The sequence below is a fragment of the Nitrosospira sp. NpAV genome (assembly GCF_000832065.1).
In the GTDB taxonomy this organism is placed as follows: domain Bacteria; phylum Pseudomonadota; class Gammaproteobacteria; order Burkholderiales; family Nitrosomonadaceae; genus Nitrosospira.
In genome coordinates, this window is the sequence record NZ_JXQM01000006.1 from 99,919 (window position 1) to 125,782 (window position 25,864).

Below are 25,864 nucleotides of genomic sequence, written 5' to 3' on the forward strand. Positions count from 1 at the left end.
CTTTGAGTATGATGCGCGCCCTCGCAGTTCTCAAGGATATCTTTGGCTACCCTGCTTTTCGCGGGCGGCAGGCCGAAGTGATCGCGCATATTGCCGGAGGCAGGGACTGCCTGGTGCTGATGCCGACGGGTGGTGGCAAATCATTGTGTTACCAGATTCCGGCGTTATTACGCGACGGTGTTGCGGTGGTGGTCTCTCCGCTGATCGCACTCATGCAGAATCAGGTCGCGGCATTGCATGAAGCCGGGGTGCGTGCGGCATTTCTCAACTCTTCCTTGTCACAGGCGGAAACCGCAGCAGTCGAACGCGGCATGCTGGCCGGGACCTATGATCTGGTGTATGTGGCACCCGAGAGATTGTTGACACCGCGCTTTCTCGGTCTTCTGGCGCGCACGCCGCTCTCGCTGTTCGCCATCGATGAGGCGCATTGTGTGTCGCAATGGGGACACGACTTCCGTCCGGAATACATTCAGCTTTCGGTTCTGCATGAGCGATTTCCCAACGTGCCGCGTATCGCCCTCACGGCGACAGCGGATAGCGTGACACGCAGGGAAATCATCGAGCGCCTTGGCCTCGAAGGCGCGCGGATTTTCATTTCCAGTTTCGATCGTCCCAATATTCGTTACCAGATTGTGGACAAGGTGAACGGCAAGGCGCAGTTGCTTGCTTTTATCCATGCTGAACATGACGGCGACGCCGGCATTGTTTATTGTCTGTCGCGTAAGAAAGTCGAAGAAACGACGGCATGGTTGGCTGAAAAAGGCATACGCGCGCTTGCCTATCACGCCGGCATGAGCACGGAAGATCGCACCCGCAACCAGGAAAGATTCCTCCGCGAAGATGGCATCGTAATGGTCGCCACTATTGCGTTCGGTATGGGCATAGACAAGCCGGACGTGCGCTTCGTCGCGCATCTCGACCTGCCCAAAAGTGTGGAGGGCTATTACCAGGAAACCGGCCGAGCTGGCCGCGATGGCCATGCAGCCAACGCATGGATGGCTTATGGTTTGGGTGACGTAGTACAGCAGCGGCGCATGATCGAAAGTTCCGAGGCGGATGCGCAGTTTAAACGGATAGCTTCAACCAAACTCGATGCGCTGCTGGCGCTGTGCGAGGCCACTACTTGCCGCCGCGTGCGCCTGCTTGAATATTTTGGCGAAGCCGCGGCTGGTATGGCTTGCGGTAACTGCGATGTCTGTCTCAATCCGCCACAAGTATGGGACGGCACGGTGGCGGCACAAAAGGCGTTGTCTTGTGCCTTCCGCACAGGTCAACGCTTTGGCGCCGGACATCTGATTGACGTGCTGCGCGGCAACGATACCGAGCGCATGAGGCAGTGGGGTCACGACAAGGTCAGTACCTTCGGTATCGGCAAGGAATTGGATGATAAGGCATGGCGCGCGGTATTTCGCCAATTGGCGGCACTCGGCTTGCTCGCAGCGGACAACGAGGGCCATGGTTCGCTGCGTCTCACCGCCGTCAGCCGCGCGGTACTGAACGGGAGTCAAACGGTATCTCTACGCCTGCAGCCGGAGCGCAAAAAGAATATAGCCAAAACCAAGGTCGTGCGTGAGGACAAATTTGCTACGCTCGATCCGGCGGCTCGCGCATTGTGGGCGCGCTTGCGCGCATGGCGCATCGATATGGCAAAGAAGCACGGCGTTCCCGCTTATGTCGTATTTTACGATGCAACGCTGGCGGAACTGGTGCATCTTCGTCCACAGACAGAAAACGAACTGAGTCAGGTACCCGGTATGGGTGCGCGCAAGCTGGAAAGTTATGGCGACGATCTGCTCGAGATTCTTCGCATATGATCGAAATGGGCAGGGGCCCACACCGTCTTGTTATTTACGTCTACGAATCCTGCCACGTTGACGGCAGGCGCTTCGCGAAGCACCTGCTCAGATTGAATATTACCAGTGTCTCTTGGCGCGATTCCACTGGTAAAGCAACCGAGCAAAGACGTTATACGCCAGATGGGTAAGCTGCTTGAGTACGGGTAATCGCAACAGGCTTGCAAGCCAGCGCTGGCTGGGCGTTTCTGACCATAGTCGCGTAAACGCGTCCGCCCCGATATTGAGCTCGCCATCGGCGTCTTTGACATACAACCGCTCCCGCACCTGCTCCAAGGAGGCGCCTACCTCCGACACGGCCTCTGGATGTGCATGCACATCGACCCACTCGATGTCCTTGATGCCGCACGCCTCCATGCGTTGGCGCTGATCCTTGATTCCCGCATTGCAAACCGGGCATGCGCTGTTGTAGTAAACCTTGCTGGACATGTTGCGGTTCTCGCATATTCAATTCAGATGGAATCATGAATAGTTTAAACGGCACGCCCTAGGCCGATATTACTCACAGCGATAGACAACCCCCAGGACTGTGGTGTTTGTGGTGCCTGTACTACCCCATGCGTTGGTATTATTTGAATCTTGTACCCAGACGAAGTTTCCTCCCATTTCGGCCGCCTGGTTGCGCAAGTCGTTTCTGGCTCCGATGAGCAGATTCTTATTGGACGTGTAGTCGCCTGTAATCCAATTACCCTGGGAGCCAACGACGTCGCCAAGCGGCTTGCAGTTACCGGAGGGTTTCACAGTCACAAGTTCAACGGATTTTCCTTCCGGCGTCACTGAAATCGCTGAACAGCCCACGAGAAGAAGCACCGACAACGCAGCAGTCATTTTCGCAACCATCTATTTTTCTCCTATGAAAACCTTGTATTCCGTAATGCTTCGTTTAAAAAATGGAGATTCTACGATTTCGAGCGCCGAAGTCAACCAATGCCAACCAGTTGTCATGGGACAGGCATACCTGAAGAACAGAAATGGATGGTGCGCTGGAACGACAGTGATATCCATGGCATGGCAAATGGGTTGAGTACCTTTGCTTTTCCGTTTACGCATGTCTTGGAGCAAACATGATAATAGCCATCCCTGCAAGGGCCACCAGAGAACCTGCCACGTCCCAAGCCGTGGGCCTCACGCCCTCGACAGACCAAAGCCAGAGCATCGCCACGAAGATATAGACGCCCCCATACGCGGCGTAGGTGCGGCCCGCGGCTGTGGGATGGAGAGTGAGCAGCCATGCAAACAATGCGAGACTTGCGGCGGCGGGTATGAGAAGCCACGCGCTCTGGCCCTGCTTGAGCCAGAGATAAGGCAAATAGCAACCGACGATCTCGGCGACCGCGGTAGCCATGAAAAGAAAGAAGGTTTTCAACGCAAACACATTTCCTGTCAGTTTTCCGCGTTGCTTATAACGCGATACCTGCGTATATCGGGCTCTTTTGCGAGCAATGGCACAGCCTTTAAAAAAGCACCTTGCATATGAGGTGTTATAAAATGAGTATCGATAGCGGAATCGCTTTCCCATTCCTCCACGAAGGTAAAATCGCCGGAGTCAGCGTTATTTTGGAGAAGCTGATAGCTGATACAGCCACTTTCCTTGCGTGTGTCTCCAACCAGACCCAGCAGGAGGGATTTCACTTCTTCGATCTTGTCAGGCCTTGCGGTTATCCTTGCCACGACTCGCACTGTTTTATTTGCCATGAATCACCATAAACGGGAACTGCAGACCTTCTGAAGTGCGGAAAACGCATAGCGCCAACTGACACAATTTATTTCTCCGCAGCCGCTTTTTCGGCTGAGCGTAGCGCCACAGCCTTAAAGAGTTCTGGGATTGCAATGGTATTTGACATATTCACGACAAACACCGGAATCAGTCCCCCGGGATTCGTGAGCAACGTGTAGGTGAGCCGCGTGCGCCTGCCACCTTGGAGCGGTTCGATCAACCACGAACCTTCGTTCAGTTTGACGCGCACGACGCCCTCGATTTCTGGCTGGGCCTCGGGATTCGCAGTCCATTCGACTTTGAACACACCACCATTCATCGGAATGCCGCGCGTCATCCTGACCTTGAGGGGGTAGTCACGCTCGCTCACGAACGGCGGTGCAATGCGTGCGTAAGTGACAACCTCGCTATCACCCATGCGGCTGAGCACCCTTGATTCCTTCACGTAAGGCATGAAATCCGGATAGTGATCAAAGTCGGTGACGACGTTGAAAACAACCTGCGGCGGAGCACTCACTTCCGCAGTTGCCACAATTCGACGGCCCGTCTCCACATCCTTCGTAAAGATGACAAGCTCGCCCGTGCGATAGGCTTCAGTCCAATCTGCCCCAGGGCTTTTCATGTCGAGTGCCTGGACGGATGACGCAGCAAAGACAATAACGATAACGGAAACAGCGAGGAAGCGCATGGAACTTCCGATAAATATCTGATTGGTGATTCTGACGCCGGATTAAGAATTTAAGAATTCTACCTCTATTCCGCATTGCGGATCAGAGTTTAACCAGGCGAATACGACGAAACCATCCTCCCGCCAGCACCGGCACATCCTCTTCCACTTTCAATTCCGGAACATCCGCCAACACCTCTTCAAATACCACATCCAGCCGGGTAACAATATGCTGCGACAGAAGATTCAATATCCGCCTGCCCCACGCGCTTTCACCCGGCTTAAGAAACTTGTCGAGTATCAGCACGCTACCGCCCGGTTTTAATACACGTGCGGTTTCCCGCAAACAGGCAGTTGCATCGGGAACGATCGCGAGAATCAGATGTAGCACCACATGATCGAAGGTTCCGTCGGCAAATGGCAGTAACATACTGTTGCCCTGAATCAGATTCAGGCGCAGGCTTCCGGTACGGGATTTTGCCCTGCGTAACATGGCGGCGGTAAGATCCAGGCCGACATAATGGTGGCACGGAGGAAGATAAGGCAGATCCAGTCCGGAACCGATGCCACTGATGAGGACGTTGAGATCGCCTTGTTGCGGCATCTGGCCGAGGCTTGCCGCGCGGACTCCCGTGCCCGCCGTCGCGAGCAGCGCGTCGTAAAGCGGAGCGATCACCGTATAAGAATGGCGCAGGGACATGAGAGAACTTTACTTCAGGTTTCGTCCACCCTTCTTTCGTTCCGGCTTATTTGGCTTGCCTGGCTTATCCGCCGGCTCCAGACCGGGCGGCATGCTTCGCTGCGCTCGGTAAGCCCAAACCAGCATACCGGCACCTGCCGCAATCATCGGCAGCGACAACCATTGCCCCATGCTGATACCCAGCGTCAGCACACCCAGAAAGCCGTTATCCGGTTCACGATAAAACTCCGCAAACGAACGGAACACGCCATAGCCGATCAGGAACATGCCAGAGACCGCGGCCACCGGCCGCGGCTTGGCGGAATAAATCCACATCAATGCAAAGAATGCCAGCCCCTCCAGCGCAAACTCATAGAGCTGGGAAGGATGGCGGGGGAGATCATCCACGTGGGGGAAAATCATGCCCCAGGCCACATCGGTGGGACGCCCCCATAATTCCGCATTGATGAAGTTACCGAGACGGCCCGCCCCCAACCCCAATGGTACCAGCGGCGCGATAAAATCGGTGACAGCCAGCCACGGCAGTTTATATTTTCGGGCCAGCAGCGCCATCGCGGTAATCACGCCAAGAAAACCGCCGTGAAACGACATTCCACCCTGCCACACTGCGAAGATTTCCAGCGGATGCGCCAGGAAGTGGGCGGGCTGATAAAATAGTACATACCCCAGGCGGCCGCCCAGTATGACTCCCAGGACACCGAAAAACAGCATATCGTCAAGCATGCTGGTGGTGAATGCCCCCTCAGGGTGGCGCTTGATGCGATAACGCCCCAGCAGTATGAATTGCGCGAATCCCAGGAGATACATGAGCCCGTACCACCGGACGGCAAGGGGCCCAAGGTAGATGGCGACAGGGTCGAACTGCGGGTGAATGAGCATAGGGTTCGGCTTTTTTGCGGTAAAATAATTGATTATACGTTAAGGAATCCCTGAATAAGTTCCACGCGCGCCCAGAGAGATTCCCTCACGCCGTTCATTGCGGAGATGGATGCAGGGTGAGAAGAATCGAACAAAGACAACTTGCACTGATCTCGTCTTTCTTTTCTGATATCGCGCTTCAGGCTCGAAGCGCCGCTGTGTACCCCATGCTTTAAAGATTTCCCGGTTTTTCAACTTTCTCTAGGAGTTTTCATGCCAGACAACACACGCAGCCAGGCCATTACCCAAGGCGCGCAGCGTTCCCCCAATCGTGCCATGCTGCGGGCGGTGGGTTTCAGTGACCAGGATTTTGACAAACCCATCGTCGGCGTGGCCAATGGTTTTTCCACTATCACGCCCTGCAATAAAGGATTGAATGAGCTGGCCATAAGTGCCGAGGGCGCATTGAAGGAAGCAGGTGCAATGCCACAGATGTTTGGCACCATCACCATATCCGACGGTATCTCCATGGGTACGGAAGGCATGAAGTATTCGCTGGTGTCTCGTGAGGTCATTGCAGACTCGATTGAAACAGCAGTGCAAGGGGAAAGTATGGACGGTGTCATTGCGATCGGTGGCTGTGACAAGAACATGCCGGGTGCGATGATCGCGATGGCGCGAATGAATGTCCCGGCCATTTTTGTCTACGGCGGCACCATCAAACCAGGCCGCTACAAGGGAAGGGATCTGACCATTGTCAGCGCCTTCGAAGCGGTCGGTCAGTATACGGCGCACAAGATCGACGAGAAGGAATTACTTGAAGTGGAACGCCATTCCTGTCCGGGAGCCGGCTCCTGCGGTGGCATGTTTACCGCCAATACCATGTCGTCGGCATTTGAAGCGATAGGGATGAGCCTGCCTTACTCTTCCACCATGGCGGCGGAAGATGACGAGAAGCGTGTGAGCGCCGCCCGCTCCGCGGAGGTACTGGTTGATGCGATCAGAGCGCAGATCCGTCCGCGTGACATCATCACCCGAAAATCCATCGAGAATGCGATCGCCGTGATCATGGCGGTCGGCGGTTCGACCAATGCGGTATTGCATTTCCTCGCCATCGCCCACGCGGCGGAGGTGGATCTCACTATCGATGATTTTGAGCGGATGCGCGGCAAAGTACCGGTGCTGTGTGATTTGAAGCCTTCAGGCCGCTACGTGGCTACCGATCTGCACAAGGCAGGAGGCATTCCCCAGGTAATGAAGATGCTGCTTGAACATGGTCTGTTGCATGGCGATTGCGTCACCATTAGCGGCCAGACTGTGGCGGAGGTGTTGCAGGACATTCCCACCACGCCGCGCGAGGATCAGGATGTAATCCGGCAATGGGAAAATCCCATGTATGCGCAGGGTCACCTCGCCATACTCAAAGGCAATCTCTCAAGCGAGGGTTGCGTCGCCAAGATTACGGGCGTGAAAACGCCTAAAATCACCGGCCCGGCACGCGTATTCGAGTCGGAAGAAACCTGCATGGCGGCGATACTTGCGCGTCAAATCCAGCCTGGCGACGTGGTTGTCATACGCTATGAGGGACCCAGGGGAGGGCCTGGCATGCGTGAAATGCTTTCGCCCACTTCCGCCCTCATTGGCGAAGGCCTTGGGGATTCGGTGGGACTTATCACCGACGGACGCTTCTCGGGCGGCACTTACGGAATGGTGGTGGGCCACGTCGCACCCGAAGCGTTTGTGGGAGGAACTATCGCGCTGGTGCATGAAGGGGATTCCATCACCATAGATGCTGAACAGCGTCTGCTGCAACTTAATGTTTCAGATGAAGAGCTTGCGCGGCGCCGTGCCGAATGGAAGCAGCCGCAACCCCGCTATATGCGGGGCGTGCTGGCAAAATATGCAAAATCGGTTTCCACGGCCAGCCGGGGAGCGGTAACGGATTAGTCTGCCTTGCCTCCGCATTTCTTGTGTGTTAACAGGCCCTAGAAACCCATGAGCAACCATCTCTCCGGCGAAACCAGTCCATACCTGCTTCAGCACGCGGGAAACCCTGTGGACTGGTATCCCTGGGGAAGCGAGGCACTGACGCTGGCCCACACCGGAAATAAGCCGATACTGCTTTCCATTGGTTACTCGGCCTGTCACTGGTGCCACGTCATGGCCCACGAATCCTTCGAAGATGCGGAAGTTGCCGCGACGATGAACCAGCACTTCGTGAATATCAAGGTGGATCGCGAAGAACGCCCTGACCTTGACCAGATTTATCAGACCGCGCTCTATATGTTAACCCAGCGTCGTGGCGGCTGGCCCCTGACGCTGTTTTTGACACCTGACCAGAAACCATTTTTTGGCGGCACGTACTTTCCTAAAGCGCCACGCCACGGTTTACCGGGTTTCCTCGATCTGTTGCCACGCGTTGCCGAAACTTACTATGCCCGCAGCGAAGAAATCGAGCGGCAGAGCGCCTCGTTGCTGCGATCATTTGCCAATATGCTGCCATCGGCAGGCCCGGCAATCCCGGCATTCTCGGAACAACCGCTTGATCAGGCACTGGCTGAGTTAAAGGACCGATTCGACTCCGTAAATGGCGGTTTTGGCGATGTGCCGAAATTCCTTCATCCCACGGAACTGGAGTTCTGTTTGCGCCGCTACGTGGCTACAGGGAATGCTGAGACTATGCAAATGGCAGTATACACCCTGAAAAAAATGGCGGAAGGTGGCATCTACGATCAACTGGGTGGGGGATTCTGCCGCTATAGCACGGATCAGCACTGGAGTATTCCGCATTTCGAAAAAATGCTTTATGACAACGGGCCGTTGCTGCGGCTCTATACCGACGCATGGCTTGCCACGGAAGACCCGTTATTCAAACGGGTTGTGGAGGAAACAGCGGAATGGGTGATGCGGGAAATGCAGCCATCTATGCGCATAGGCGCAGATATGCCAGGCGGGGGCGGTTATTACTCGACACTGGATGCCGATTCCGAGAATGAGGAGGGCAAGTTCTATGTATGGGATCGCGCCCAAATAGCGCAAATTCTGTCGCCCGAGGAACATGCCGTGGTTGCGCCCTATTATGGACTCCTGCGTGCCCCAAACTTCGAGCAGAAACACTGGAATCTGGAGATCACCCAGCCACTGGCGGAAGCTGCTGTGGCTGCCGGCATCAAACATGAGGAAGCACAGAGAAAGCTTGCATCAGCGCGCAAAAAACTTCTTATTGAGCGCGAATTACGCGTGCGTCCAGGCCGCGATGAGAAAATTCTTACGAGCTGGAACGGGCTCATGATCAAGGGAATGGCGCGTGCTGGCCGGGTCTTCGAACGTGGCGATTGGGTTCAATCGGCGATCCTTGCGGTGGATTTTATTCGTTCCACGCTATGGAGAGATAACCGCCTGTTGGCAACCTATAAGGATGGCAAGGCGCATCTTAACGCTTATCTCGACGATTATGCCTTCCTGCTGGATGGTTTGCTGGAACTGATGCAGGCGGAGTTTCGCCAAGTCGATCTGGATTTTGCCATTGCACTGGCCGATGTGTTGTTGGAGCAATTCGAGGACAAGCAGGCAGGGGGATTCTTCTTTACCAGCCACGACCATGAAAGACTGATCCATCGCCCCAAGCCGGGTCTTGATAACGCCACGCCTTCGGGTAATGGCGTGGCCGCCTATGCGCTTCAACGGCTGGGACATCTGCTCGGGGAATTTCGCTATTTGCAGGCCGCCGAGCATACCCTGGAGTTGTTCTACTCCACCTTGTCCCGCTATGCCAGTGCCTGCTGCAGTTTGCTGTTAACGCTCGAACAATCGCTCGCGCCCCCGCAAATTGTTATACTTCGTGGCCAGGCGCTTGCTTTGACGGAATGGAAAAAAGCATTGGGGTGCGGTTCTCCATATACCCTCGTATTTGCTGTACCATTGGAACTTCCCGGGCTGCCACCCGGTCTGAATAAACCGGCGGCAGGGGATAACGCCGTCAACGCCTGGGTTTGCCAAGGCGTTAAATGCCTACCGGAGATCTCCGACTTGCAGGAATTACTGCGCGTCTGCGAAATTCGAGGTAAGATTGGTCCTCTTCTATAATTAACGGATAAAGGAGTAAGCATGAAAGCTGTCTGGATGGGAGTAGTTGCGGCATCAGCCCTGCTGATGGTAGGTACCGCGCAAGCGAATGCGGACCTGGCGAAAGCCAGCGGTTGCTTGAACTGTCACACAGTTGACAAAAAACTGGTTGGCCCCGCATTAAAGGATATCGCAGCCAAGTATAAGGACGACGCCGGCGCCCAAGCCAAGCTGGAAGAGAAAGTGAAGAAGGGCAGCACGGGCGTATGGGGACCGATTGCGATGCCACCGAATTCCAATGTCAGTGACGCCAACATCAAAACCCTGGTGTCGTTTATTCTATCCCTCAAGTAAACCGGATTTTGTTTAATAAAAGAGCCGGCGCGTCAATGCGCCGGCTTTTTTATTTCTCCATCACAAAGCCGTATAGTGGAAAAGGGTGATATAAATATTGCGTGAATCTATGCCATATTAATAAACTGACATTGAACTCTTATATACCCATTAGCCATGGACTGGTTCACGGCTAGTCTGATAAGCCCATTTCTGCTTCCCCCCTTAAATCTTATCCTGTTAGGTATGATAGGGGTTCTGCTTCTCGGGCGCTGTCCGAAAATGGGCAGGTTTCTGGCGATGTCCGCACTGATGCTGCTTTATCTGCTGTCCACCCCATATGTCGCTGAAACTGCACTGCAAAAACTGGAAAAGCCGCCCGCACTCCACTCCTTCGATACTGTGCAAGCCATCGTAATACTGGCTTCAGGCACCTATTTTAACGCACCGGAATATGGCGGTAACACCGTAAACCGCCTCGGCCTGGAGCGCATCCGCTATGCCGCGCGGCTACATCGGCTCACGAACAAGCCAATGCTGGCGACGGGCGGCTCTCCGCTCGGCGGCGACTCTTCGGAGGCGGCGCAAATGAAGGCAGCGCTGGAAAAGGAATTTCAGGTTCCGGTCAAGTGGGTGGAAGAAAACTCGCGCAACACCCGTGAAAATGCCTACAAAAGTTTTGCCATGCTCAAAAAGGACGGGATCAGCCGTATCGCGCTAGTCACTCACGCCTGGCACATGCCGAGAGCGTCCAGGGAATTCGAACGCGCCGGATTTGAGGTCATTCCCGCTGCCACCGCATACACCACACGGTATAAGACAGACGTCTTCGCATTCATTCCCACCGCTGACGCATTGCAGAAAAGCAATTGGCTCCTCCATGAGATCATTGGCATATTATGGTATCGGCTCATGCCTGCTCCTCATCCAGCATGAAGCTTCTCTCCCGTAAATCAAAGTGTAATGATCTCATCCATCGGTCGCCCTATTATCCTGTCTTAGGTGGAAATCAGATGAAAGGATTAAAATAGCGTTTTGGATTCTTCGAAAAGGGATATATGAAAGCACGCGTTGAATGGAAGGATGGAATGAGCTTTCTGGGTGAATCCGGCAGCGGACACACCATATTGATGGATGGACCGCCGGAAGCAGGTGGCAAAAATCTGGGGCCGCGCCCGATGGAAATGTTGTTGATGGGAACCGGCGGTTGTGCAGCTTTTGACGTTGTGCTAATTCTGAAAAAAAGCCGTCAGGACATCAGGAACTGTATGGTCGAAATTGAAGCGGAACGGGCACCGGAAGAACCCAAGGTATTCACCCGCATTCATTTCCATTTTATTCTGACCGGAAAACAACTGAAGCCCGATCAAGTGGAACGAGCGATCAAACTCTCCGCGGAAAAATACTGTTCGGCTTCGATCATGCTGGGAAAAACGGCTGAACTAACCCACGACTTCAAAATCCTGGAGGCATGAGCTTTCCGTCAGACCCAATATGCGGTCTTTGTCATGACTTTCGATCCCAGCTTCATTGCCAGCTTTACAGGCATCGGCAATTCCACGCCGCCGTGGGACATGGCGGCTGTCGCGTGCCCGGCTTCATCAACCTGCATCTGCGCGACAATGGCACGGCTTTTTCCGTCGTGATGCGGCAACCGCTTCAAATGTCCCGCTAGATGAACCTCCACTTGGCGTTCGGTTTCCGCGAGAAAACCCAGATTCCATTTATCGCCCAGCATGCCTGCAAACGCACCAATGGCAAGTGACCCGCCATACCACAAAGGATTCAGCAGGCTCTTGCGCCCGTTCAACTCCAGGATGCGCCGCTCGGTCCAGGCAAGATGCTCGGTTTCTTCGAGCGCCGATTGCGTCAGGGTGTGCTGCACCTCTGCATTACGCGCGGTAAGCGCCTGTCCCTGATAAAGTGCCTGTGCGCAAATTTCGCCGACATGATTGACGCGCATCAGTGCGGTGGATTCGTTTTTCTCCGAGTCGCTCAGCTCCACTTCCGGCAATTCAGCTCCGGGAACCGGACGCAGTGTTTGTGCCGGCGTCAACAATGTACGTAGCGCATGATCGAAACCGATGATGAATTTATCCAGATTTGGCATACTGTCCCACTAAACTTGAATTATGCTGGCATACCCATCTGCCGCGCCAGTAGTGTTACCGGATGCAGCACTTCGATCTGCGAACCTGCTTCACGCAATGCGCTGGCAATGTGCATGGCGCAGCCAACGTTGGATGTGGCAAGGTAACGTGCGTCGCTTGCCTCCAATGTGGTCATTTTATCATGCAGCAGCCTCTGTGCCATCTCCGGCTGGTCCAGAAAATATGTCCCAGCCGCACCGCAACACTGATCGTTTCCCGCCAGCGGAACAATCTTTGCGCCCGGAATGCGCGCCAGCAACGCATAGGGATGTGCCGAGCCGCGCAAAACATTGCGCAGGCTGCAGGGTTCATGCACCGCGATTTTATGCGGCAACGGCTGGGGTTTGATATTGTCCCATCCCTCCGCTTTTATCAGAAATGCACTGATATCCATGACTTTAGCGGAAAATTTTTCGGCTTCTTCCACATGCAATGCTTGAAGGATAGACTGTTCCGGCGTTTCCGATGCATTACTGAGAGGATATTCCGTCATTTGCGCGCCGCAACCCGAGGCGGTGCTGATGATTGCGTGCAGATTCAGTCCCAGTTCCTCAAAAGCCCTTATATTCCGCCGCGCCAACTGCATCGCCGCTTGTCTGTCTCCGCCATGCTGATGCAAGGCGCCGCAACATGTCTGCGCGGAAGGAACATGTACCGTGTAACCCAGATGGTTAAGCACGAATATGGTCGAATTGAGCGTTACGACATCCGTCAACCGCGCGATACAGCCGAGAAACAATCCGACCTCGCCGCGCGGATTCCCGATCGCGGAATAAACGGTTTGCCACGCATTGGCCACGCCGCTTTTACTGGACAGAGAGCGGGGTATGCCGATGGGCGGCAATTGCCCTTCCAACACAGCGAACTTTGTTTTTCCAAGTATGCCGGATTTACGAACGGCCTTCTGCAAGCCTGTGCCCTGATAAAAACGCAGGAGCGGACGCAATGCGTCCAGGCGGCCGGAGTTGGCGAGCATTTCATTCTCCACCCATCGCCGGAACCGTGATTTCTGCATCGTCGTTTTCTCCCTCAGGAGATCCGGCGATGATGAGGAGATCATAGCGCGGGTTCCGTCCACCAGTTTCCCGTAGCTGACATGGTTCGGGCAAACCGCCTCGCAAGCGCGGCAGGTAAGGCAGCGATCGATGTGCTGAACAAAGCGCGCATTCATCGGAATCCGGTTGCTGGCGACACCGCTCATCAGAGCGATACGCCCGCGAGGCGAATCAGCTTCGGACAGCGTTATTCGGTACGTGGGACAATGCGGCAGACAAAGCCCGCATGCGACGCAGCGATTGGCTTCGGCGATCAGCGTATCGACAGAAAAATCGGGCGGAAGATCAGAGGGTTTCATGATCATTTCCTCTGAACAGAACGATCGCAAGCCACCTTTTATTAGAATTGGAGCACATTCGAAAAGTCTACCCCCTCAGCATGCAAAAGCAAAGGATAGGAGCGTATTGACATATCGCCAGCACCACGAGCTCAACCTATAGAATGAATCCGCTATTCACCCTCGGATAATTATAGGCAATACAGTATCGGTCATTTGAATCACTGGGGCCAAAGAACGATATGTGACAGCGGAATCGCGCTACAATTCCCATCCTTCCCGCCGCGCATTGACATCTTGGAAGCCTTTTTCACCTCCACCCTATTGGTTGCTCTCGCAGAAATCGGCGACAAGACTCAGCTTCTTTCGTTTGTTCTGGCTGCCAAACTACGGCGGCCCTATCCCATCATGGCGGGTATTTTCGTTGCCACCTTGCTTAATCATGCGTTGGCGGCTTCGGTCGGCGCCTGGCTGGCAAGCCTGATCTCTCCACGATCGCTCAACTGGATAGTCGGACTATCGTTCATTGGTTTCGGCTTATGGGCATTAAAGCCCGACACGCTCGACGAAAATCCGCGCATTTTCAGTGCCGGCGTGTTCATTACCACGGTGGTGGCTTTCTTCATGGCGGAAATGGGAGACAAGACGCAGTTTGCGACGGTGGCACTGGCAGCGCGCTACGATGCGCTGACGGCGGTAGTGCTGGGAACAACACTCGGCATGATGCTCGCCAACGCGCCCGCCGTCTGGATCGGCGAGGCACTTGCCGATCGTATCAATATGAAGTGGGTGCGATGGTTCGCGGCGGCTTCATTCCTGCTGATGGGCATCTGGTCGCTGGCTGGTGATGCCTCTCATTGATTGCCGGCAAAAGGCAGATCGCAAACGCTGCCAATGCCCATGCCCTTGCTTATTCCGGTCCCCGGATGCCATGGATATAACGTTCGAGCTGGTCGATGATGAATTCCTGCCCGGAAATCGCGTCCTTGACCAGATCGCCGATGGAAATAATGCCGACTACTTCGTTGTTTTCAAGCACCGGCAAATGGCGTACCCGCATCTCCGTGACCAATGCCATGCAATCCTCGGCCGTATAGTCTGGATTTACGTACGCCACCTGTGCGGTCATCAGTTCTTTTACGCGAATGTCTTTCGCGGATTTATCCAGCAGATATGCTTTACGCGAATAATCTCTTTCCGTGAAAATACCGGCCAATTTTCGATTTTCCAGCACCAGCAATGCGCCGATGTTCTTGGCGGCCATCAATTGCATCGCGTCGTACACCGATTTATCCGGCTCGACGCTCGCAACCTCGTATCCCTTGCCCTGCAGTAATTGCCTTACAGTCGCCATGCGCCATTCCCCACGCTTCGGTTTAACATACCCTAAAACTTGCTGATCAAGCTCATTCAATCATAACACGGTAAAGATAGGACTTGGGCAGCTTGTCTGCTGGATCCTGTAGAAGCATTCTTCGTGTCGTCACGAAACTTGCTGCATTTTACAGCAGGCGGCTTTTATCACCACCGGTGAATCCGATAAGTGGTTGAGAAATATTCTTGCCGAAAGCGATGGCCTTGAACAACTCGCCCATTTCCGCGGGGCTCACTAGCTTTTGCAGCTGATTTGCCAACGGCAAATACTCTTTTACATTCTCCGCTGGTGTTCGCGCCAAACTTTCGGTGATCCCGCAGTTGATAAGGAAATACGCCTGGGTGGTGTAACCCAGCAACTCCAATCCGGCGTTTGTCGCGGCTTCGGCAATGGCGCTAAAGTCCACATGACTGGTAATGTCCTGCAAGCCCGGCAGATAAAATGGATTGTCGTGCGCATGATGACGATAATGGCACATCAGTGTTCCATGGCTGCGCTGGGGATGGTAATACTCGCCGCGTCCGAAACCATAGTCGATCAGCACTATGGCACCTTGCTGTAGAATTTTTGCGAGACTGACCATAAAACCCCGTGCCGCAAGATTGATTTCGCTGACGTATTGACTCACATCGTCGCTGATATCGCCAGTGCCGGACTCGATCCGGGGCGTTAATTCGCGCGCGGCCTCGAAAAGATCTCCTTCCTTGAGCGGGCGTTCATTCCAGCTGAACTCATCATCTCTTGATGAACTCGTCACACCACGCTCGAACAGACCAGCATGGTGCCATGCCACCAGATGCACTGGCATCGCATCAAGTACCTCATTGGCCAGTATCAACCCCCTAAATTTCACGGGCAAACGTTCCAACCAGACAAGCAGCAACAACAGATGCGGCGCGTGCCGTTCAAACAATTGACGTTGCCGCTGTTGCAGCTCGGCACTGACCTCGAGAATGAAATACTGACTCGGCAAGCTGCCAAGTCTTTCTAGTTCAAGCAGCAAATCGAGTGCCAGTTTACCCGTGCCAGCACCGAACTCCAGGATTGCGCCATCGCCGTCCGTGAGCTCGAGCACTTGCGCCGCCTGCCGCGCCACCGCCCTGCCAAACAGCGGTGAAATTTCCGGTGCGGTGACGAAATCTCCCTCCTGGCCAAATTTTGCTGCACCGCCGCTGTAATAACCCAACCCTGGCGCATATAATGCCAACGCCATATAATGTGCGAATGAAATCCACCCGCCCGCGGCGGCGAGTTCAATATCAATGAGTTCCTTTACGGCGCAGCTGTGCTGAAGGGCGGCTTCGCTCGGAACAGGGAGTGGCGGTAGTGGCTGCATTGGCGCTATGCTACGCTAAGAAAAGTCCTTTATGGATTTATTCAAAGGTTCCTGAATCTAAAAAACGTCGTGCAAGTGTAGAGGAGATACCGATGCAAGGGAAAGTGATACTCATCACCGGCGGAGCCAAACGAGTGGGTGCCGCGACCTGTCGCAAGCTGCACGCGCAGGGTGCGAGTCTGATCGTGCATTACCGGGGATCAGCGGGGGAAGCACAGGCATTACAGACTGAACTGAATCAAATCCGTCCCCGCTCGGTGGCACTGGTACAAGCCGATCTGCTCGACACCGCAAGACTTTCCGGCCTGGTTGACGAAGCCGTGAATCATTTCGGAAAACTTGATGCCCTGGTCAATAATGCCTCTAGTTTTTTTCCCACCCCATTGGGGGAAATCACGGAAAAAATGTGGGATGACCTTATCGGCAGCAACCTGAAGGCCCCGCTGTTTCTATCCCAGGCGGCGGCCCCGCACCTCAGGAAACAGCATGGCTGCATCGTCAATATCGTTGATATCCATGCGGAGTGGCCGTTGAAAAGATATGTGGTATACAACTCCGCCAAAGGCGGCCTGGCGGCACTCACGCGATCGCTGGCCCAGGAGTTGGGACCGGAAATCCGTGTAAACGGCATTTCTCCCGGCCCCATTCTATGGCCGGAAAATGGTGAGTGGAAGGAAGAAGCAGCGCGCCAGCATATTGTCGAGAGAACCCTCCTGAAACGGACGGGTGAGCCGGATGACATTGCCAGAACTGTGGTTTTCCTGATTGGTGATGCGCCTTATATTACTGGCCAGATTATTGCGGTGGATGGCGGACGTAGCGTGAATTTATAGGAGCCCCGAAGCCAGGGGGAAGAAGACATTGAGTCCGGTTTAACGCGGGCCCTTCGGCCAGGAAACAACCGTATTCTTGTTTCTCCTCCAGAAATAAGCGGGCCTATTCCAGCCGCTCTCCACCCACCGGAAAAATAGAGCGCCGCCCAGAATGCTAATGCATAAAGCCAGAATCATCCCGAATGCATTCGTGATAGGTTGATTCGGGAAAAAGCGGAAAAATGTTGCATTGACAATCAGGCACAGAGGAAAGTGGACCAGAAATACCGAGTAGGAAATACGTCCGAGAGTGTTTAGAAAATTCGGCAAAGGCAAATTTTCCCGTATGAAGCGATATTGCCTGGCTAGGCCCAGAATCAGCATTACAATCCCTGCAACCGCTATCCGTGAGCGGAAGTCTATCAGCAAGGCCGCTACGATCGTCAGAACCAGCAGAAGGAGAAGCCAGAGAGATTGTTGTCGGCCTGAAGCCCAATAAATAAGAATTCCGAGGCCAAATGACCCGAAGAAATAGAAAGCGGTTTCGTCCAGGGAAGTATCCCGATTAAATACAAATAGTGAGGCCAAAGTTAAGCCGGTAATTAAAACCAGGCCAGCTGCTTTCAGGTTCGGGTATCCGCATTGGATCTGTCTTGATAGCCAGAGCAGAAACACGGTAACGGCGAACAATTGGAAATCAATCGCCACGTACCAGACTCCTGCCGACAGCGCCTCCTGATCGAGCAAATCATGCATCAAGAATGCATGGGCCAGAAACTGGAGGGGTTCAGCCGCGCCGGGGATGGAATCGTGGGACATCCAGCTTCTTGCAACGGCCGCGCATCCGATCGCCAGGATCAGAGCAGCGAGATACGGCACGACCAGTCTGAAATAGCGTTGTTTGATGGCTTGAATAGGCTGGGCCACGAGTAGTACCCCGCCTGGCGCATGTTTTCCGGCAAACAAAAAGCCTGCAACGACAAAAAAAACCTGCACCGCCATTCTTCCATACTCGTAAAGCCCGTCGATCAAACCAGGAAACAGCGGATACGCGATCTGCGACATGGGGCCATAGGCCGCCAGATGGTGCAACACAATCAATAAGCAGGCGATGGCTTTAAGGGCATCCACAAGGGGTATTCTTGTTATATCAGCATGCATGTTGCGTAGGTTTACTCAGAGAGACTTCGAGGCAGACAGAAGGAGATTTGCGGAACAGAGACCTCGTCTCATCGATCCATCGCGCTGCATGGGCGAGAAAAGAGAAATAGGATTGGGGCACGGTATTGGGCGCAGATTTCCAGCCGGATTGATTTTCCTCCGACAGCGTGAGTCCGCTTATCGAGTATGGTTATTTTATTGGAATTTCGCAGCCCGTAAAACATAAATTCTATCGGGTTGATTAATAGGCGAGCAGACGGTATCCGGAAGATGCGAGGGAACGCGGGGCCACCATAAGCGAGAAATGATGCTTTTAACCTCCCATCGGCACCCGGATTGAGCGCAATCGGACAATTTCACGTAACGTTATTGTGAGCAGCCTTGGTATAGCGCAATAGTGCTATAGCCTATAGAGCTATTACAAATTTGTTTTTTTGGGGGGATGATGAATTAATCGGTATTAAGGAGGCATTTCCAGCGAGCGCTCAAAGGAAGCATTGCTCAGTATACCGAGTATACCGATAATTCAAAATGCATATCATCCATGGAGACAAAAAAATGAATATACGATTAAAACTTCTCATAGTCGCTTTAGCCTTCGGGGGCTCTGTTTCCACCGCATCCGCTGCAGGCGTTATTACCGGTGTAACGGCTAGCGGGGCAGGCCTGGGAACGTTTGGAATTGACTTGAGCACCACGGATCCCAACGTATTGAATCTTTCCAAAACATTTGACAGCCTTGACCCGATCGTCTTGACTTTCACGGTCGCTCACGCTGAGGGTCCAGGCAATCCCTACCTCCTGACCGAGGCAATTACCAATAACACGGGCCAGTCTTGGACCGATTTTCATTTCAGTATCACCGAACCGGCAACCGGCGGTCAGGGTGCCGTGTTTACGAACTTTAATAATTCAACGCTTACGGGCTTCACGCTCGATTCGCCTCCCTCAAGCGGTCCACGTAATCTTAATTTTACCGGAGACCTGGCGGATCAAGGCACAACCACCGCGACTTTTTCATTGAACCTATTCGACCCTGGCGCAGGAAATACTGCCACCTTCACTGTGACACAGATTCCGTCGGTTCCTGAACCAGAAACTTATGCGATGCTTCTGGCAGGGCTCGGTTTGATGGGAGGCATGGTTAAACGCAGAAGCAACAGGGAAAACACATAACTCGATTGACATGTTTCAGCGATCCCCGCCACCCAGTGGCGGGGATCGCCCTTACTAAAATCGAAGGAGTAAGATTGAGCTGCCGGCGGACTATGCGGGTCGTAGTGATGTTGCCGAGCGCCAATGTCCTTTGGACCGCTATCTAGCCATAATCGGGATTTAGGCTGAGCAGCACGGGCTTGATGAATCCGATGCCGCGTTTCATTCCGCCTGTTTTATATATCATCCGGTTTAGCGGGGAAGCAATTGGATACTTCTGATGGGTAAAAGAAGCGCCAAGGTAATTGTTCGTCAGGCAAGATTCATTTCGATCCTACCTGGCTGTGTGCAACCTTTGAAACAGCCTCCATTCGGGTATTAACACCCAGTGATTTGAAGATGTGCTGCAAGTGATTTTTTACCGTAAATACGCTTATGCCGAGAATGCTGGCGATTTCAAGATTGGTTTTGCCTATCCTTACCCAATTCATGATCTCTATTTCCCGCCTGCTTAATCCCCCGCGTTCTCCGTCCTTCGGCTGCTCTGTCAACACACGCGCATCGGACTCGGGAGGGACAAGAGGCGTAACCTGGCATAACGCCGTGTCAAGATAAGGGAGCAGAAGTTGCATTGCGTCGAGCGATTCATGGAGCTTTCTTTCTGAACTAAAAATCACATAAAGACAGGTCTGGTTTGACCGTTCGTCAGTCAGACCATGCACCAGCGAGGTTCGCATGTCTTGCAATGCTTTGGCCAGTGAACACTGAGGCCCCTCCTTTTCCAGCAGGAAACCGGACTCGCCGACACCTAACGTATACGGTAATTTTCCCAGTTGAACCCAGCGATTAAACAATCCCTTCAGCAACGGCGAGAGTGTTTGCGGGTTGGAGGACTCAGTTCTGACTCCCGGCAATGCTGAAACAATGTCATAACAAATCAGATTTGCGGTGAAATCACCCCACGCGGCAATCAAAATCTCGTGCGGCAAATAATGTTGCAGTTCTCCCTGCAACCATGCCAGCAATTCGTTGTGTCGACGTATACCTATTGCCTCCGTAATGATCCGGTAGTAACGGTCGAGATGTTCGGCAGATAACGTAGAAAGTTGATTCATTTTATAGACCATGCTTTAGTCACGGCACAGGACTTTGGACCTCTCTTGCTATCGACACCGTTGCATTACGACTTATTGTATGCGTTAGCCTTTCACGCTTGGGTTTGGCGAAGATTTAACGAGCCGTACTTCGCTTAACCGCTTTTTTGTTGAAGCAAGTTCCGTTCCAGCAATCAATACTATTTATAATCATCAACTTAATACGAGTTGTTAGGGGGGGTTGGGAAACGTGTAAACAATTGCGACAACAACAAATGACCCTCATGAGAAAGTATTGCAGATCTTGAAGCGATCACTAGTGGAGAGGATAGTTGCGCACAGCGAAACCAGGGGCATTATTCCTAGACGCGCCTCGTATTTTTCTGTAAACCTGAAACTCTTCTATGCAAAAACGCTTCTAATTGATGGTATTCAAACGCTTGTAATACTATAATCAGCAAATTTTCAGATTCTTCCTGGTTGCTTACATTGTCTTCCATGCAGCTATTTGCCTTCGGCATTAATCATCAGACCGCGCCGCTGGACGTCCGCGAACAGGTTTCGTTTCCGGAAGATGCGATGGAGCGCGCGTTGCACGATTTTGTGGGCCACCGCCCGGTAAGAGAGGCCGCGATCGTTTCAACCTGCAATCGCACCGAAATTTATTGCAGTACCGAGAAGCCAGAAGAGGCAACGCACTGGCTGGCGGATTTCCACCACTTGCAGGCTCGGGAACTGGACCCGTATCTCTATAAGCTGCCTCGCGAGAAAGCGGTTAAGCATGCCTTCCGGGTGGCCAGCGGGCTGGATTCCATGGTGCTGGGTGAGCCGCAGATACTCGGTCAATTGAAGAGTGCGGTAAAATCCGCGGAGCACGCCGGCACGCTTGGAATGCTGTTGCACAAGTTGTTTCAGCGCACTTTCTTCGTTGCCAAGGAAGTTCGAAGTTCTACCGAGATCGGTGCGAATTCTGTTTCCATGGCTGCGGCTGCCACGCGGCTGGCAGAGCGGATTTTTGGCGAAATCGGTGAGCAGCGCGTATTGTTTATCGGAGCGGGAGAAATGATCGAGTTATGCGCAAGTCATTTCGCCGCACGCCATCCAAAGCGTATTACCGTCGCCAACCGCACCAATGAGCGCGCACAGGTGCTGGCTCATCGTTTCAATGCGCAGGCCATTACTCTGAATGAGCTGCCCGAACAATTGGCATTGCACGACATTGTGGTGACCTGTACGGCAAGCACACTGCCGATACTGGGCAAAGGCATGGTGGAGCGTGCGATCAAAGCGCGCAAGCATCGCCCGATTTTCATGGTCGATCTGGCTGTGCCAAGGGATGTGGAACCGGAGGTAGCGGAACTGGATGATGTGTTTCTCTACTCTGTGGACGATCTTGCCGATATTGTCAGAGAGGGATTGGATTCGCGCCAAGGCGCTGTCGCCCAGGCGGAAGCGATTATCGACTCGAATGTGATCAATTTCATGCATTGGCTGGAATCACGTGAACTGGTTCCAACCATACGTGCATTGCGCGATCAGGCCGAACGATACCGGCGCCATGAGCTGGAGCGTGCGAGAAAGCTTCTGGCCAAGGGCGAAGACCCGCAGAAAATCATGGAGTCCCTGAGTAACGGTCTGACCAACAAATTTCTGCACATCCCCTCCTACGCGCTCAACCACGCCGCAGCGGAAGAACGTGACGATCTCGTCGATCTGATCAATCGCCTGTACCACCTCCATCGTCCAGAATGAATAAAAGTATCGCTACCAAGCTCACGCAGCTCAGCGTGCGCTTGGAGGAATTGAATCGCCTGTTGAGTAGCGAAACCATCACCGCTAATCTCGATAATTATCGCAAGCTCACACGTGAGCGCGCTGAGATCGCACCGGTGGTGGAGCTTTATGATGCTTATCTCCAGAGTGAGCGTGATATCCATACCGCTCAGGAAATGTGCGGCGATGCCGAGATGCGCGACTTTGCCGATGCCGAGATACGTGATGGCAAAGAAAGGCTCACACAGATCGGAGCGGAACTGCAGAAGCAGTTGCTGCCCAAAGACCCCAACGACGAACGCAATATTTTTCTGGAAATCCGTGCCGGAACAGGTGGGGACGAATCCGCATTATTTGCGGGCGATTTGTTTCGCATGTATGTGCGCTTCGCAGAACGTCAACGCTGGCAAGTGGAAGTTATTTCCCAGAGTCCATCCGAAGCGGGCGGTTACAAGGAAATCATCGCCAAGATCATTGGTAACGGCGCCTACTCCAAACTCAAGTTTGAATCGGGCGGTCATCGTGTGCAGCGTGTACCCGCTACCGAGACGCAGGGGCGCATTCACACCTCCGCCTGTACCGTTGCGGTAATGCCCGAGGCGGACGAGATCATGGATGTCGTGCTGAACCCGGCCGAGTTAAGAATTGATACCTTTCGCGCTTCCGGCGCGGGCGGACAACATATCAACAAGACCGATTCCGCGGTGCGCATCACTCACTTGCCGACCGGTATCGTGGTCGAGTGCCAGGATGGCCGTTCCCAGCACAAAAACAAAGCGCAGGCAATGAGCGTTCTGGCCGCGCGCATCCGCGATAAGCAAACGCAAGAACAGCAAAGTAAACAGGCAGCTACCCGTAAATCTTTAATCGGCAGCGGAGACCGCTCGGGACGCATTCGTACCTATAACTTTCCTCAGGGCCGAATAACCGATCACCGCATCAATCTTACGCTTTATAAGATAGAACAGATCATGGATGGCGACTTGAGTGAACTATGTTCCGCGCTGATGTCCGAGCATCAGGCGGAGCAATTGGCGGCGATGGGAGAGTAAGCGGTCTCTTTATTAATTCCCACTTTTGCGCGATTATCCGGTTGAATCCCGTGATGCTGCACCTTACTATACTGCAGGCGCTCAACCAAGCGCGCCAAGACATTGAAGATACCGATGCACGCATGTTATTGCAAAGTGTGCTCAATGTCAGCCATGCTTATCTTATTGCCCACTCCGAACACCAACTTACCCCGGAACAGGCGCAATCCTTCCGCTTGTTGACAATAAGACGCGTTCGCGGCGAACCGATCGCCTATCTTATAGGCCACCGTGAGTTTTACGGCTTGGATTTCAAGATCACACCAGCCGTACTCATTCCCCGGCCTGAAACCGAGTTACTGGTGGATTTGGCGCTGGAGCAAATTCCTCCGGGCCATCCCTGCAGAATCCTGGACCTGGGAACCGGAAGTGGCGCCATCGCACTGACCCTGGCCAGGCATCGTCCGCTGGCTGATATCGTGGCGGTGGATTGCTCCGCCGATGCCGCGGCTGTCGCCAGAATAAATGCCGGGCGGTTGAATGTGAATAATGTACATATTATCGAGGCAGACTGGTTCGAGGGGCTTCTTGGGGAAAGATTCGATATCATTGTTTCCAATCCTCCCTATGTTGCCCGCGGCGACCCCCATCTCGCCCAAGGCGATTTGCGTTTTGAGCCCCGCATGGCACTTACGGAGGGGGCGGGCAGCGACGGCCTTGATTGCATTCGCCTCATCATTGCCGCCGCTCCCTGTTATCTGATTGCGGGTGGGACGCTGTTGTTCGAGCATGGCTATGATCAGGTGGAAGCATGTAGAGATTTGTTAGGTAAAGCGGGTTTTCGCAAGGTGATTTCCCGTTGCGATCTGGCGGGCATACCGCGGGTCAGTGGCGGACGGTTTGGAAGTTTCCCGCGAGAAACTGCTAGAATGTGATTCTGGGATAACGAGACGAGTGAACCCTATCTCTTGAAACAGTTTTCAATTCCCATAATCTGATTTCAGATTGACTAAATTGACGAGGAGCCAAACATGAATACGCAAGAAACCATCAAACAACAAGTGACCACTCATCCCGTGGTGCTCTATATGAAAGGCACTCCGCAAGCACCTCAATGCGGTTTCTCCGCCCATGCGGTGAAAGTTCTCAACGCATGCGGGGTGGATAACCTTTTCGCGGTGGATGTGCTTGCCGAACCGGAAATCCGGCAGGGTATCAAAGAATACTCAAGCTGGCCGACCATTCCGCAGCTTTATATCAATGGCGAATTTGTCGGCGGTTCCGACATCGTGACAGAAATGTATCAGAGCGGTGAGCTACAGAAGTTGCTAAAAAAATGAGGGGGATAGTATGAGGCTCCGCGAGAATTGAAAGATCGATAAGCCGGCAAACAAGGAGTGGCAGCCGGCTTCTTTATTGGGCGGGCAGGATAATTGAACTATGGACTGATAGCTGCCGCGAGTGCCCAGTAACGTGCAAATTTTCCAGCAGCCATGAACAGTATTGCGAATATCCAGTTGATTCGGAGCCACCCCGCGGCGACACACAGCAGGTCGCCGATGATAGGCACCCACGCCAGCAACAGTACCGGGCTCCCATAATTACGTACCCACGTCAGCCCGTGCATATTACCCCCGGATTTTTTCCGAAACGCTTGCTCGTCAGGTAAGAGAAGCCCGATAGCGTACGAACTCATGCCGCCCAGGGTATTACCTACCGAGGCCACTCCCAAAGCGGACCAGTAAAGCTCGGGATAAGCGGTTAAAACGCCGAATAACACGGCTTCCGAGCCACCGGGGAGCAACGTCGCAGCAAGAAAGCTGCTAGTGAATAGCGCCAGCAGGCTGGATTGCTCATCCATAATTAAAATATAAAAAAAACGGATAAAGCAGCAGTGTAGCCGTTAATACGCCGCAGGTGGATGCCGGTAAGGAATAGCTTCACGGGCACAGCTACGGCCGCCGGTTTATGGCGGCTGCAATTTACTCACCAAAATTTGACTTAACGATATTATTTCGCGATGATATGCTGCCCGATTACCCATCTCTGTTAAAAGAGGAAAACCATGACAACCAATGTATTTCTCAAGCAAAGGATAGACTCGATCATCGATGCGCGGCACCTGCTCAAGCATCCCTTTTATGTGGCGTGGACCGAGGGCAAGCTGTCCAAAGAGCAGCTACGCCACTACGCGGAACAGTATTTTCATAATGTGCTGGCCGAGCCAACCTATTTGAGCGCGGTGCATTTCAATACGCCGCATCTTCACACCGAAACCAATAGCGGCGACATCAGCGTGCGTCAGGAAGTATTGAAGAACCTGATCAGTGAAGAACACGGCGAAAAGAACCATCCCGCCTTGTGGAAAACTTTTGCGCTGGCGTTGGGATCAAGCGACAAGAGTTTGGCCAATGCGGCGGCCTTGCCAAGTACGGAAAGGCTGGTGTCGAC

28 protein-coding genes are annotated in these 25,864 nt (G+C 53.5%); 14 read left to right on the forward strand and 14 right to left on the reverse strand.

Annotation, left to right across the window (positions count from 1 at the left end; all coding sequences use genetic code 11):
* The first annotated feature begins 8 nt into the window (after positions 1-8).
* The gene (gene recQ / locus SQ11_RS04780) at positions 9-1,814 is read left to right on the forward strand and encodes a DNA helicase RecQ (RefSeq protein WP_041513017.1); all 1,806 of its coding nucleotides are present in this window, start codon (positions 9-11) and stop codon (positions 1,812-1,814) included.
* Positions 1,815-1,913: 99 nt separating this feature from the next.
* Here the strand turns inward: recQ and SQ11_RS04785 are convergent, their stop codons facing one another.
* The 7 genes from SQ11_RS04785 to lgt form a co-directional block, all read right to left on the reverse strand.
* Positions 1,914-2,282 (reverse strand): DUF393 domain-containing protein, encoded by a 369-nt coding sequence (locus SQ11_RS04785; RefSeq protein ID WP_041513018.1) that lies wholly within the window; start codon positions 2,280-2,282, stop codon positions 1,914-1,916.
* Positions 2,283-2,351: 69 nt separating this feature from the next.
* Positions 2,352-2,693 (reverse strand): DUF4156 domain-containing protein, encoded by a 342-nt coding sequence (locus SQ11_RS04790; RefSeq protein WP_041513019.1) that lies wholly within the window; start codon positions 2,691-2,693, stop codon positions 2,352-2,354.
* 202 nt (positions 2,694-2,895) lie between these two features.
* Positions 2,896-3,228, reverse strand: coding sequence for a YnfA family protein (locus SQ11_RS04795; RefSeq protein ID WP_084226731.1), 333 nt, complete (start codon positions 3,226-3,228; stop codon positions 2,896-2,898).
* Positions 3,229-3,236: 8 nt separating this feature from the next.
* Positions 3,237-3,548, reverse strand: a complete 312-nt coding sequence (locus SQ11_RS04800) for a putative quinol monooxygenase (RefSeq protein WP_041513020.1) — start codon at positions 3,546-3,548, stop codon at positions 3,237-3,239.
* 68 nt (positions 3,549-3,616) lie between these two features.
* Positions 3,617-4,258 (reverse strand): SRPBCC family protein, encoded by a 642-nt coding sequence (locus SQ11_RS04805; protein ID WP_041513021.1) that lies wholly within the window; start codon positions 4,256-4,258, stop codon positions 3,617-3,619.
* A gap of 82 nt (positions 4,259-4,340) precedes the next feature.
* On the reverse strand, positions 4,341-4,937 hold the full coding sequence (locus SQ11_RS04810) for a class I SAM-dependent methyltransferase (RefSeq protein ID WP_041513022.1): 597 nt from the start codon (positions 4,935-4,937) through the stop codon (positions 4,341-4,343).
* Positions 4,938-4,946: 9 nt separating this feature from the next.
* Positions 4,947-5,816, reverse strand: a complete 870-nt coding sequence (lgt, locus tag SQ11_RS04815) for a prolipoprotein diacylglyceryl transferase (RefSeq protein WP_084226732.1) — start codon at positions 5,814-5,816, stop codon at positions 4,947-4,949.
* A gap of 252 nt (positions 5,817-6,068) precedes the next feature.
* Here lgt and ilvD point away from each other — a divergent pair, with 252 nt between their 5' ends.
* From ilvD to SQ11_RS04840, 5 genes are all read left to right on the forward strand, one after another.
* On the forward strand, positions 6,069-7,742 hold the full coding sequence (ilvD, locus tag SQ11_RS04820; protein ID WP_041513023.1) for a dihydroxy-acid dehydratase: 1,674 nt from the start codon (positions 6,069-6,071) through the stop codon (positions 7,740-7,742).
* A gap of 48 nt (positions 7,743-7,790) precedes the next feature.
* Positions 7,791-9,881 (forward strand): thioredoxin domain-containing protein, encoded by a 2,091-nt coding sequence (locus tag SQ11_RS04825; RefSeq protein WP_041513024.1) that lies wholly within the window; start codon positions 7,791-7,793, stop codon positions 9,879-9,881.
* Positions 9,882-9,902: 21 nt separating this feature from the next.
* The gene (locus tag SQ11_RS04830) at positions 9,903-10,214 is read left to right on the forward strand and encodes a c-type cytochrome (protein ID WP_041513025.1); all 312 of its coding nucleotides are present in this window, start codon (positions 9,903-9,905) and stop codon (positions 10,212-10,214) included.
* A 279-nt stretch (positions 10,215-10,493) separates the two neighbouring features.
* The gene (locus SQ11_RS04835; protein WP_232297900.1) at positions 10,494-11,129 is read left to right on the forward strand and encodes a YdcF family protein; all 636 of its coding nucleotides are present in this window, start codon (positions 10,494-10,496) and stop codon (positions 11,127-11,129) included.
* A 122-nt stretch (positions 11,130-11,251) separates the two neighbouring features.
* On the forward strand, positions 11,252-11,668 hold the full coding sequence (locus SQ11_RS04840; protein ID WP_041513027.1) for an OsmC family protein: 417 nt from the start codon (positions 11,252-11,254) through the stop codon (positions 11,666-11,668).
* Positions 11,669-11,676: 8 nt separating this feature from the next.
* On the opposite strand, the gene coq7 is transcribed toward SQ11_RS04840, so the two are convergent.
* Complete coding sequence (gene coq7, locus SQ11_RS04845) at positions 11,677-12,303, reverse strand: 2-polyprenyl-3-methyl-6-methoxy-1,4-benzoquinone monooxygenase (RefSeq protein WP_041513028.1); 627 nt, start codon at positions 12,301-12,303, stop codon at positions 11,677-11,679.
* 20 nt (positions 12,304-12,323) lie between these two features.
* Positions 12,324-13,697, reverse strand: coding sequence for a (Fe-S)-binding protein (locus SQ11_RS04850; RefSeq protein ID WP_041513029.1), 1,374 nt, complete (start codon positions 13,695-13,697; stop codon positions 12,324-12,326).
* Positions 13,698-13,970: 273 nt separating this feature from the next.
* Between SQ11_RS04850 and SQ11_RS04855 the strand changes: the two genes are divergently transcribed.
* Positions 13,971-14,537, forward strand: a complete 567-nt coding sequence (locus SQ11_RS04855) for a TMEM165/GDT1 family protein (RefSeq protein ID WP_232297902.1) — start codon at positions 13,971-13,973, stop codon at positions 14,535-14,537.
* Positions 14,538-14,586: 49 nt separating this feature from the next.
* On the opposite strand, the gene SQ11_RS04860 is transcribed toward SQ11_RS04855, so the two are convergent.
* Together SQ11_RS04860 and SQ11_RS04865 are read right to left on the reverse strand one after the other, a co-directional pair.
* Entirely contained in the window at positions 14,587-15,030 is a 444-nt protein-coding gene (locus SQ11_RS04860; protein ID WP_041513030.1) for a CBS domain-containing protein, read from the reverse strand.
* Positions 15,031-15,178: 148 nt separating this feature from the next.
* Complete coding sequence (locus SQ11_RS04865) at positions 15,179-16,387, reverse strand: class I SAM-dependent methyltransferase (protein ID WP_041513031.1); 1,209 nt, start codon at positions 16,385-16,387, stop codon at positions 15,179-15,181.
* 92 nt (positions 16,388-16,479) lie between these two features.
* Between SQ11_RS04865 and SQ11_RS04870 the strand changes: the two genes are divergently transcribed.
* Complete coding sequence (locus SQ11_RS04870) at positions 16,480-17,220, forward strand: pteridine reductase (RefSeq protein ID WP_041513032.1); 741 nt, start codon at positions 16,480-16,482, stop codon at positions 17,218-17,220.
* A gap of 39 nt (positions 17,221-17,259) precedes the next feature.
* Here SQ11_RS04870 and SQ11_RS04875 read toward each other — a convergent pair whose 3' ends face one another.
* Positions 17,260-18,330, reverse strand: coding sequence for an acyltransferase (locus SQ11_RS04875; protein WP_084226734.1), 1,071 nt, complete (start codon positions 18,328-18,330; stop codon positions 17,260-17,262).
* 588 nt (positions 18,331-18,918) lie between these two features.
* On the opposite strand from SQ11_RS04875, the gene SQ11_RS04880 reads away from it, so the two are divergent.
* On the forward strand, positions 18,919-19,536 hold the full coding sequence (locus tag SQ11_RS04880; RefSeq protein WP_041513052.1) for a PEP-CTERM sorting domain-containing protein: 618 nt from the start codon (positions 18,919-18,921) through the stop codon (positions 19,534-19,536).
* 302 nt (positions 19,537-19,838) lie between these two features.
* Here SQ11_RS04880 and epsA read toward each other — a convergent pair whose 3' ends face one another.
* A complete protein-coding gene (gene epsA / locus SQ11_RS04885; protein ID WP_041513053.1) occupies positions 19,839-20,630 on the reverse strand; it encodes an XrtB/PEP-CTERM-associated transcriptional regulator EpsA in 792 nt (263 codons plus the stop codon).
* Between the two features lie 477 nt (positions 20,631-21,107).
* On the opposite strand from epsA, the gene hemA reads away from it, so the two are divergent.
* The 4 genes from hemA (at position 21,108) to grxD (ending at position 24,753) form a co-directional block, all read left to right on the forward strand.
* Complete coding sequence (gene hemA / locus SQ11_RS04890; RefSeq protein ID WP_041513034.1) at positions 21,108-22,361, forward strand: glutamyl-tRNA reductase; 1,254 nt, start codon at positions 21,108-21,110, stop codon at positions 22,359-22,361.
* Entirely contained in the window at positions 22,358-23,434 is a 1,077-nt protein-coding gene (gene prfA, locus SQ11_RS04895) for a peptide chain release factor 1 (protein ID WP_041513035.1), read from the forward strand. The genes hemA and prfA overlap by 4 nt, the downstream gene beginning before the upstream one ends.
* Before the next feature lie 53 nt (positions 23,435-23,487).
* Positions 23,488-24,348, forward strand: coding sequence for a peptide chain release factor N(5)-glutamine methyltransferase (prmC, locus tag SQ11_RS04900; RefSeq protein WP_041513036.1), 861 nt, complete (start codon positions 23,488-23,490; stop codon positions 24,346-24,348).
* A gap of 96 nt (positions 24,349-24,444) precedes the next feature.
* Positions 24,445-24,753: a Grx4 family monothiol glutaredoxin gene (gene grxD / locus SQ11_RS04905; RefSeq protein ID WP_041513037.1), complete on the forward strand. Its 309-nt coding sequence runs from the start codon at positions 24,445-24,447 to the stop codon at positions 24,751-24,753.
* A gap of 98 nt (positions 24,754-24,851) precedes the next feature.
* On the opposite strand, the gene SQ11_RS04910 is transcribed toward grxD, so the two are convergent.
* Positions 24,852-25,274: a YqaA family protein gene (locus SQ11_RS04910; RefSeq protein WP_041513038.1), complete on the reverse strand. Its 423-nt coding sequence runs from the start codon at positions 25,272-25,274 to the stop codon at positions 24,852-24,854.
* Between the two features lie 204 nt (positions 25,275-25,478).
* Between SQ11_RS04910 and SQ11_RS04915 the strand changes: the two genes are divergently transcribed.
* Positions 25,479-25,864, forward strand: a 386-nt coding sequence (locus tag SQ11_RS04915; protein WP_041513039.1) for an iron-containing redox enzyme family protein, incomplete at its 3' end; no start/stop codon positions are given.

Excerpts from the sequence above, each read along its gene's own strand:
- recQ (WP_041513017.1), top strand. The coding sequence starts at position 9 with ATGATGCGCGCCCTCGCAGTTCTCAAGGATATCTTTGGCTACCCTGCT.
- SQ11_RS04850 (WP_041513029.1), bottom strand. The coding sequence starts at position 13,697 with ATGAAACCCTCTGATCTTCCGCCCGATTTTTCTGTCGATACGCTGATC.
- SQ11_RS04790 (WP_041513019.1), bottom strand. The coding sequence starts at position 2,693 with ATGGTTGCGAAAATGACTGCTGCGTTGTCGGTGCTTCTTCTCGTGGGC.
- SQ11_RS04840 (WP_041513027.1), top strand. The coding sequence starts at position 11,252 with ATGAAAGCACGCGTTGAATGGAAGGATGGAATGAGCTTTCTGGGTGAA.
- SQ11_RS04860 (WP_041513030.1), bottom strand. The coding sequence starts at position 15,030 with ATGGCGACTGTAAGGCAATTACTGCAGGGCAAGGGATACGAGGTTGCG.
- epsA (WP_041513053.1), bottom strand. The coding sequence starts at position 20,630 with ATGAATCAACTTTCTACGTTATCTGCCGAACATCTCGACCGTTACTAC.
- SQ11_RS04865 (WP_041513031.1), bottom strand. The coding sequence starts at position 16,387 with ATGCAGCCACTACCGCCACTCCCTGTTCCGAGCGAAGCCGCCCTTCAG.
- prmC (WP_041513036.1), top strand. The coding sequence starts at position 23,488 with ATGCTGCACCTTACTATACTGCAGGCGCTCAACCAAGCGCGCCAAGAC.
- SQ11_RS04835 (WP_232297900.1), top strand. The coding sequence starts at position 10,494 with ATGTCCGCACTGATGCTGCTTTATCTGCTGTCCACCCCATATGTCGCT.
- coq7 (WP_041513028.1), bottom strand. The coding sequence starts at position 12,303 with ATGCCAAATCTGGATAAATTCATCATCGGTTTCGATCATGCGCTACGT.
- lgt (WP_084226732.1), bottom strand. The coding sequence starts at position 5,816 with ATGCTCATTCACCCGCAGTTCGACCCTGTCGCCATCTACCTTGGGCCC.
- SQ11_RS04785 (WP_041513018.1), bottom strand. The coding sequence starts at position 2,282 with ATGTCCAGCAAGGTTTACTACAACAGCGCATGCCCGGTTTGCAATGCG.
- hemA (WP_041513034.1), top strand. The coding sequence starts at position 21,108 with ATGCAGCTATTTGCCTTCGGCATTAATCATCAGACCGCGCCGCTGGAC.
- SQ11_RS04910 (WP_041513038.1), bottom strand. The coding sequence starts at position 25,274 with ATGGATGAGCAATCCAGCCTGCTGGCGCTATTCACTAGCAGCTTTCTT.
- SQ11_RS04805 (WP_041513021.1), bottom strand. The coding sequence starts at position 4,258 with ATGCGCTTCCTCGCTGTTTCCGTTATCGTTATTGTCTTTGCTGCGTCA.
- ilvD (WP_041513023.1), top strand. The coding sequence starts at position 6,069 with ATGCCAGACAACACACGCAGCCAGGCCATTACCCAAGGCGCGCAGCGT.
- prfA (WP_041513035.1), top strand. The coding sequence starts at position 22,358 with ATGAATAAAAGTATCGCTACCAAGCTCACGCAGCTCAGCGTGCGCTTG.
- SQ11_RS04825 (WP_041513024.1), top strand. The coding sequence starts at position 7,791 with ATGAGCAACCATCTCTCCGGCGAAACCAGTCCATACCTGCTTCAGCAC.
- SQ11_RS04870 (WP_041513032.1), top strand. The coding sequence starts at position 16,480 with ATGCAAGGGAAAGTGATACTCATCACCGGCGGAGCCAAACGAGTGGGT.
- SQ11_RS04880 (WP_041513052.1), top strand. The coding sequence starts at position 18,919 with ATGAATATACGATTAAAACTTCTCATAGTCGCTTTAGCCTTCGGGGGC.
- SQ11_RS04810 (WP_041513022.1), bottom strand. The coding sequence starts at position 4,937 with ATGTCCCTGCGCCATTCTTATACGGTGATCGCTCCGCTTTACGACGCG.
- grxD (WP_041513037.1), top strand. The coding sequence starts at position 24,445 with ATGAATACGCAAGAAACCATCAAACAACAAGTGACCACTCATCCCGTG.
- SQ11_RS04800 (WP_041513020.1), bottom strand. The coding sequence starts at position 3,548 with ATGGCAAATAAAACAGTGCGAGTCGTGGCAAGGATAACCGCAAGGCCT.
- SQ11_RS04830 (WP_041513025.1), top strand. The coding sequence starts at position 9,903 with ATGAAAGCTGTCTGGATGGGAGTAGTTGCGGCATCAGCCCTGCTGATG.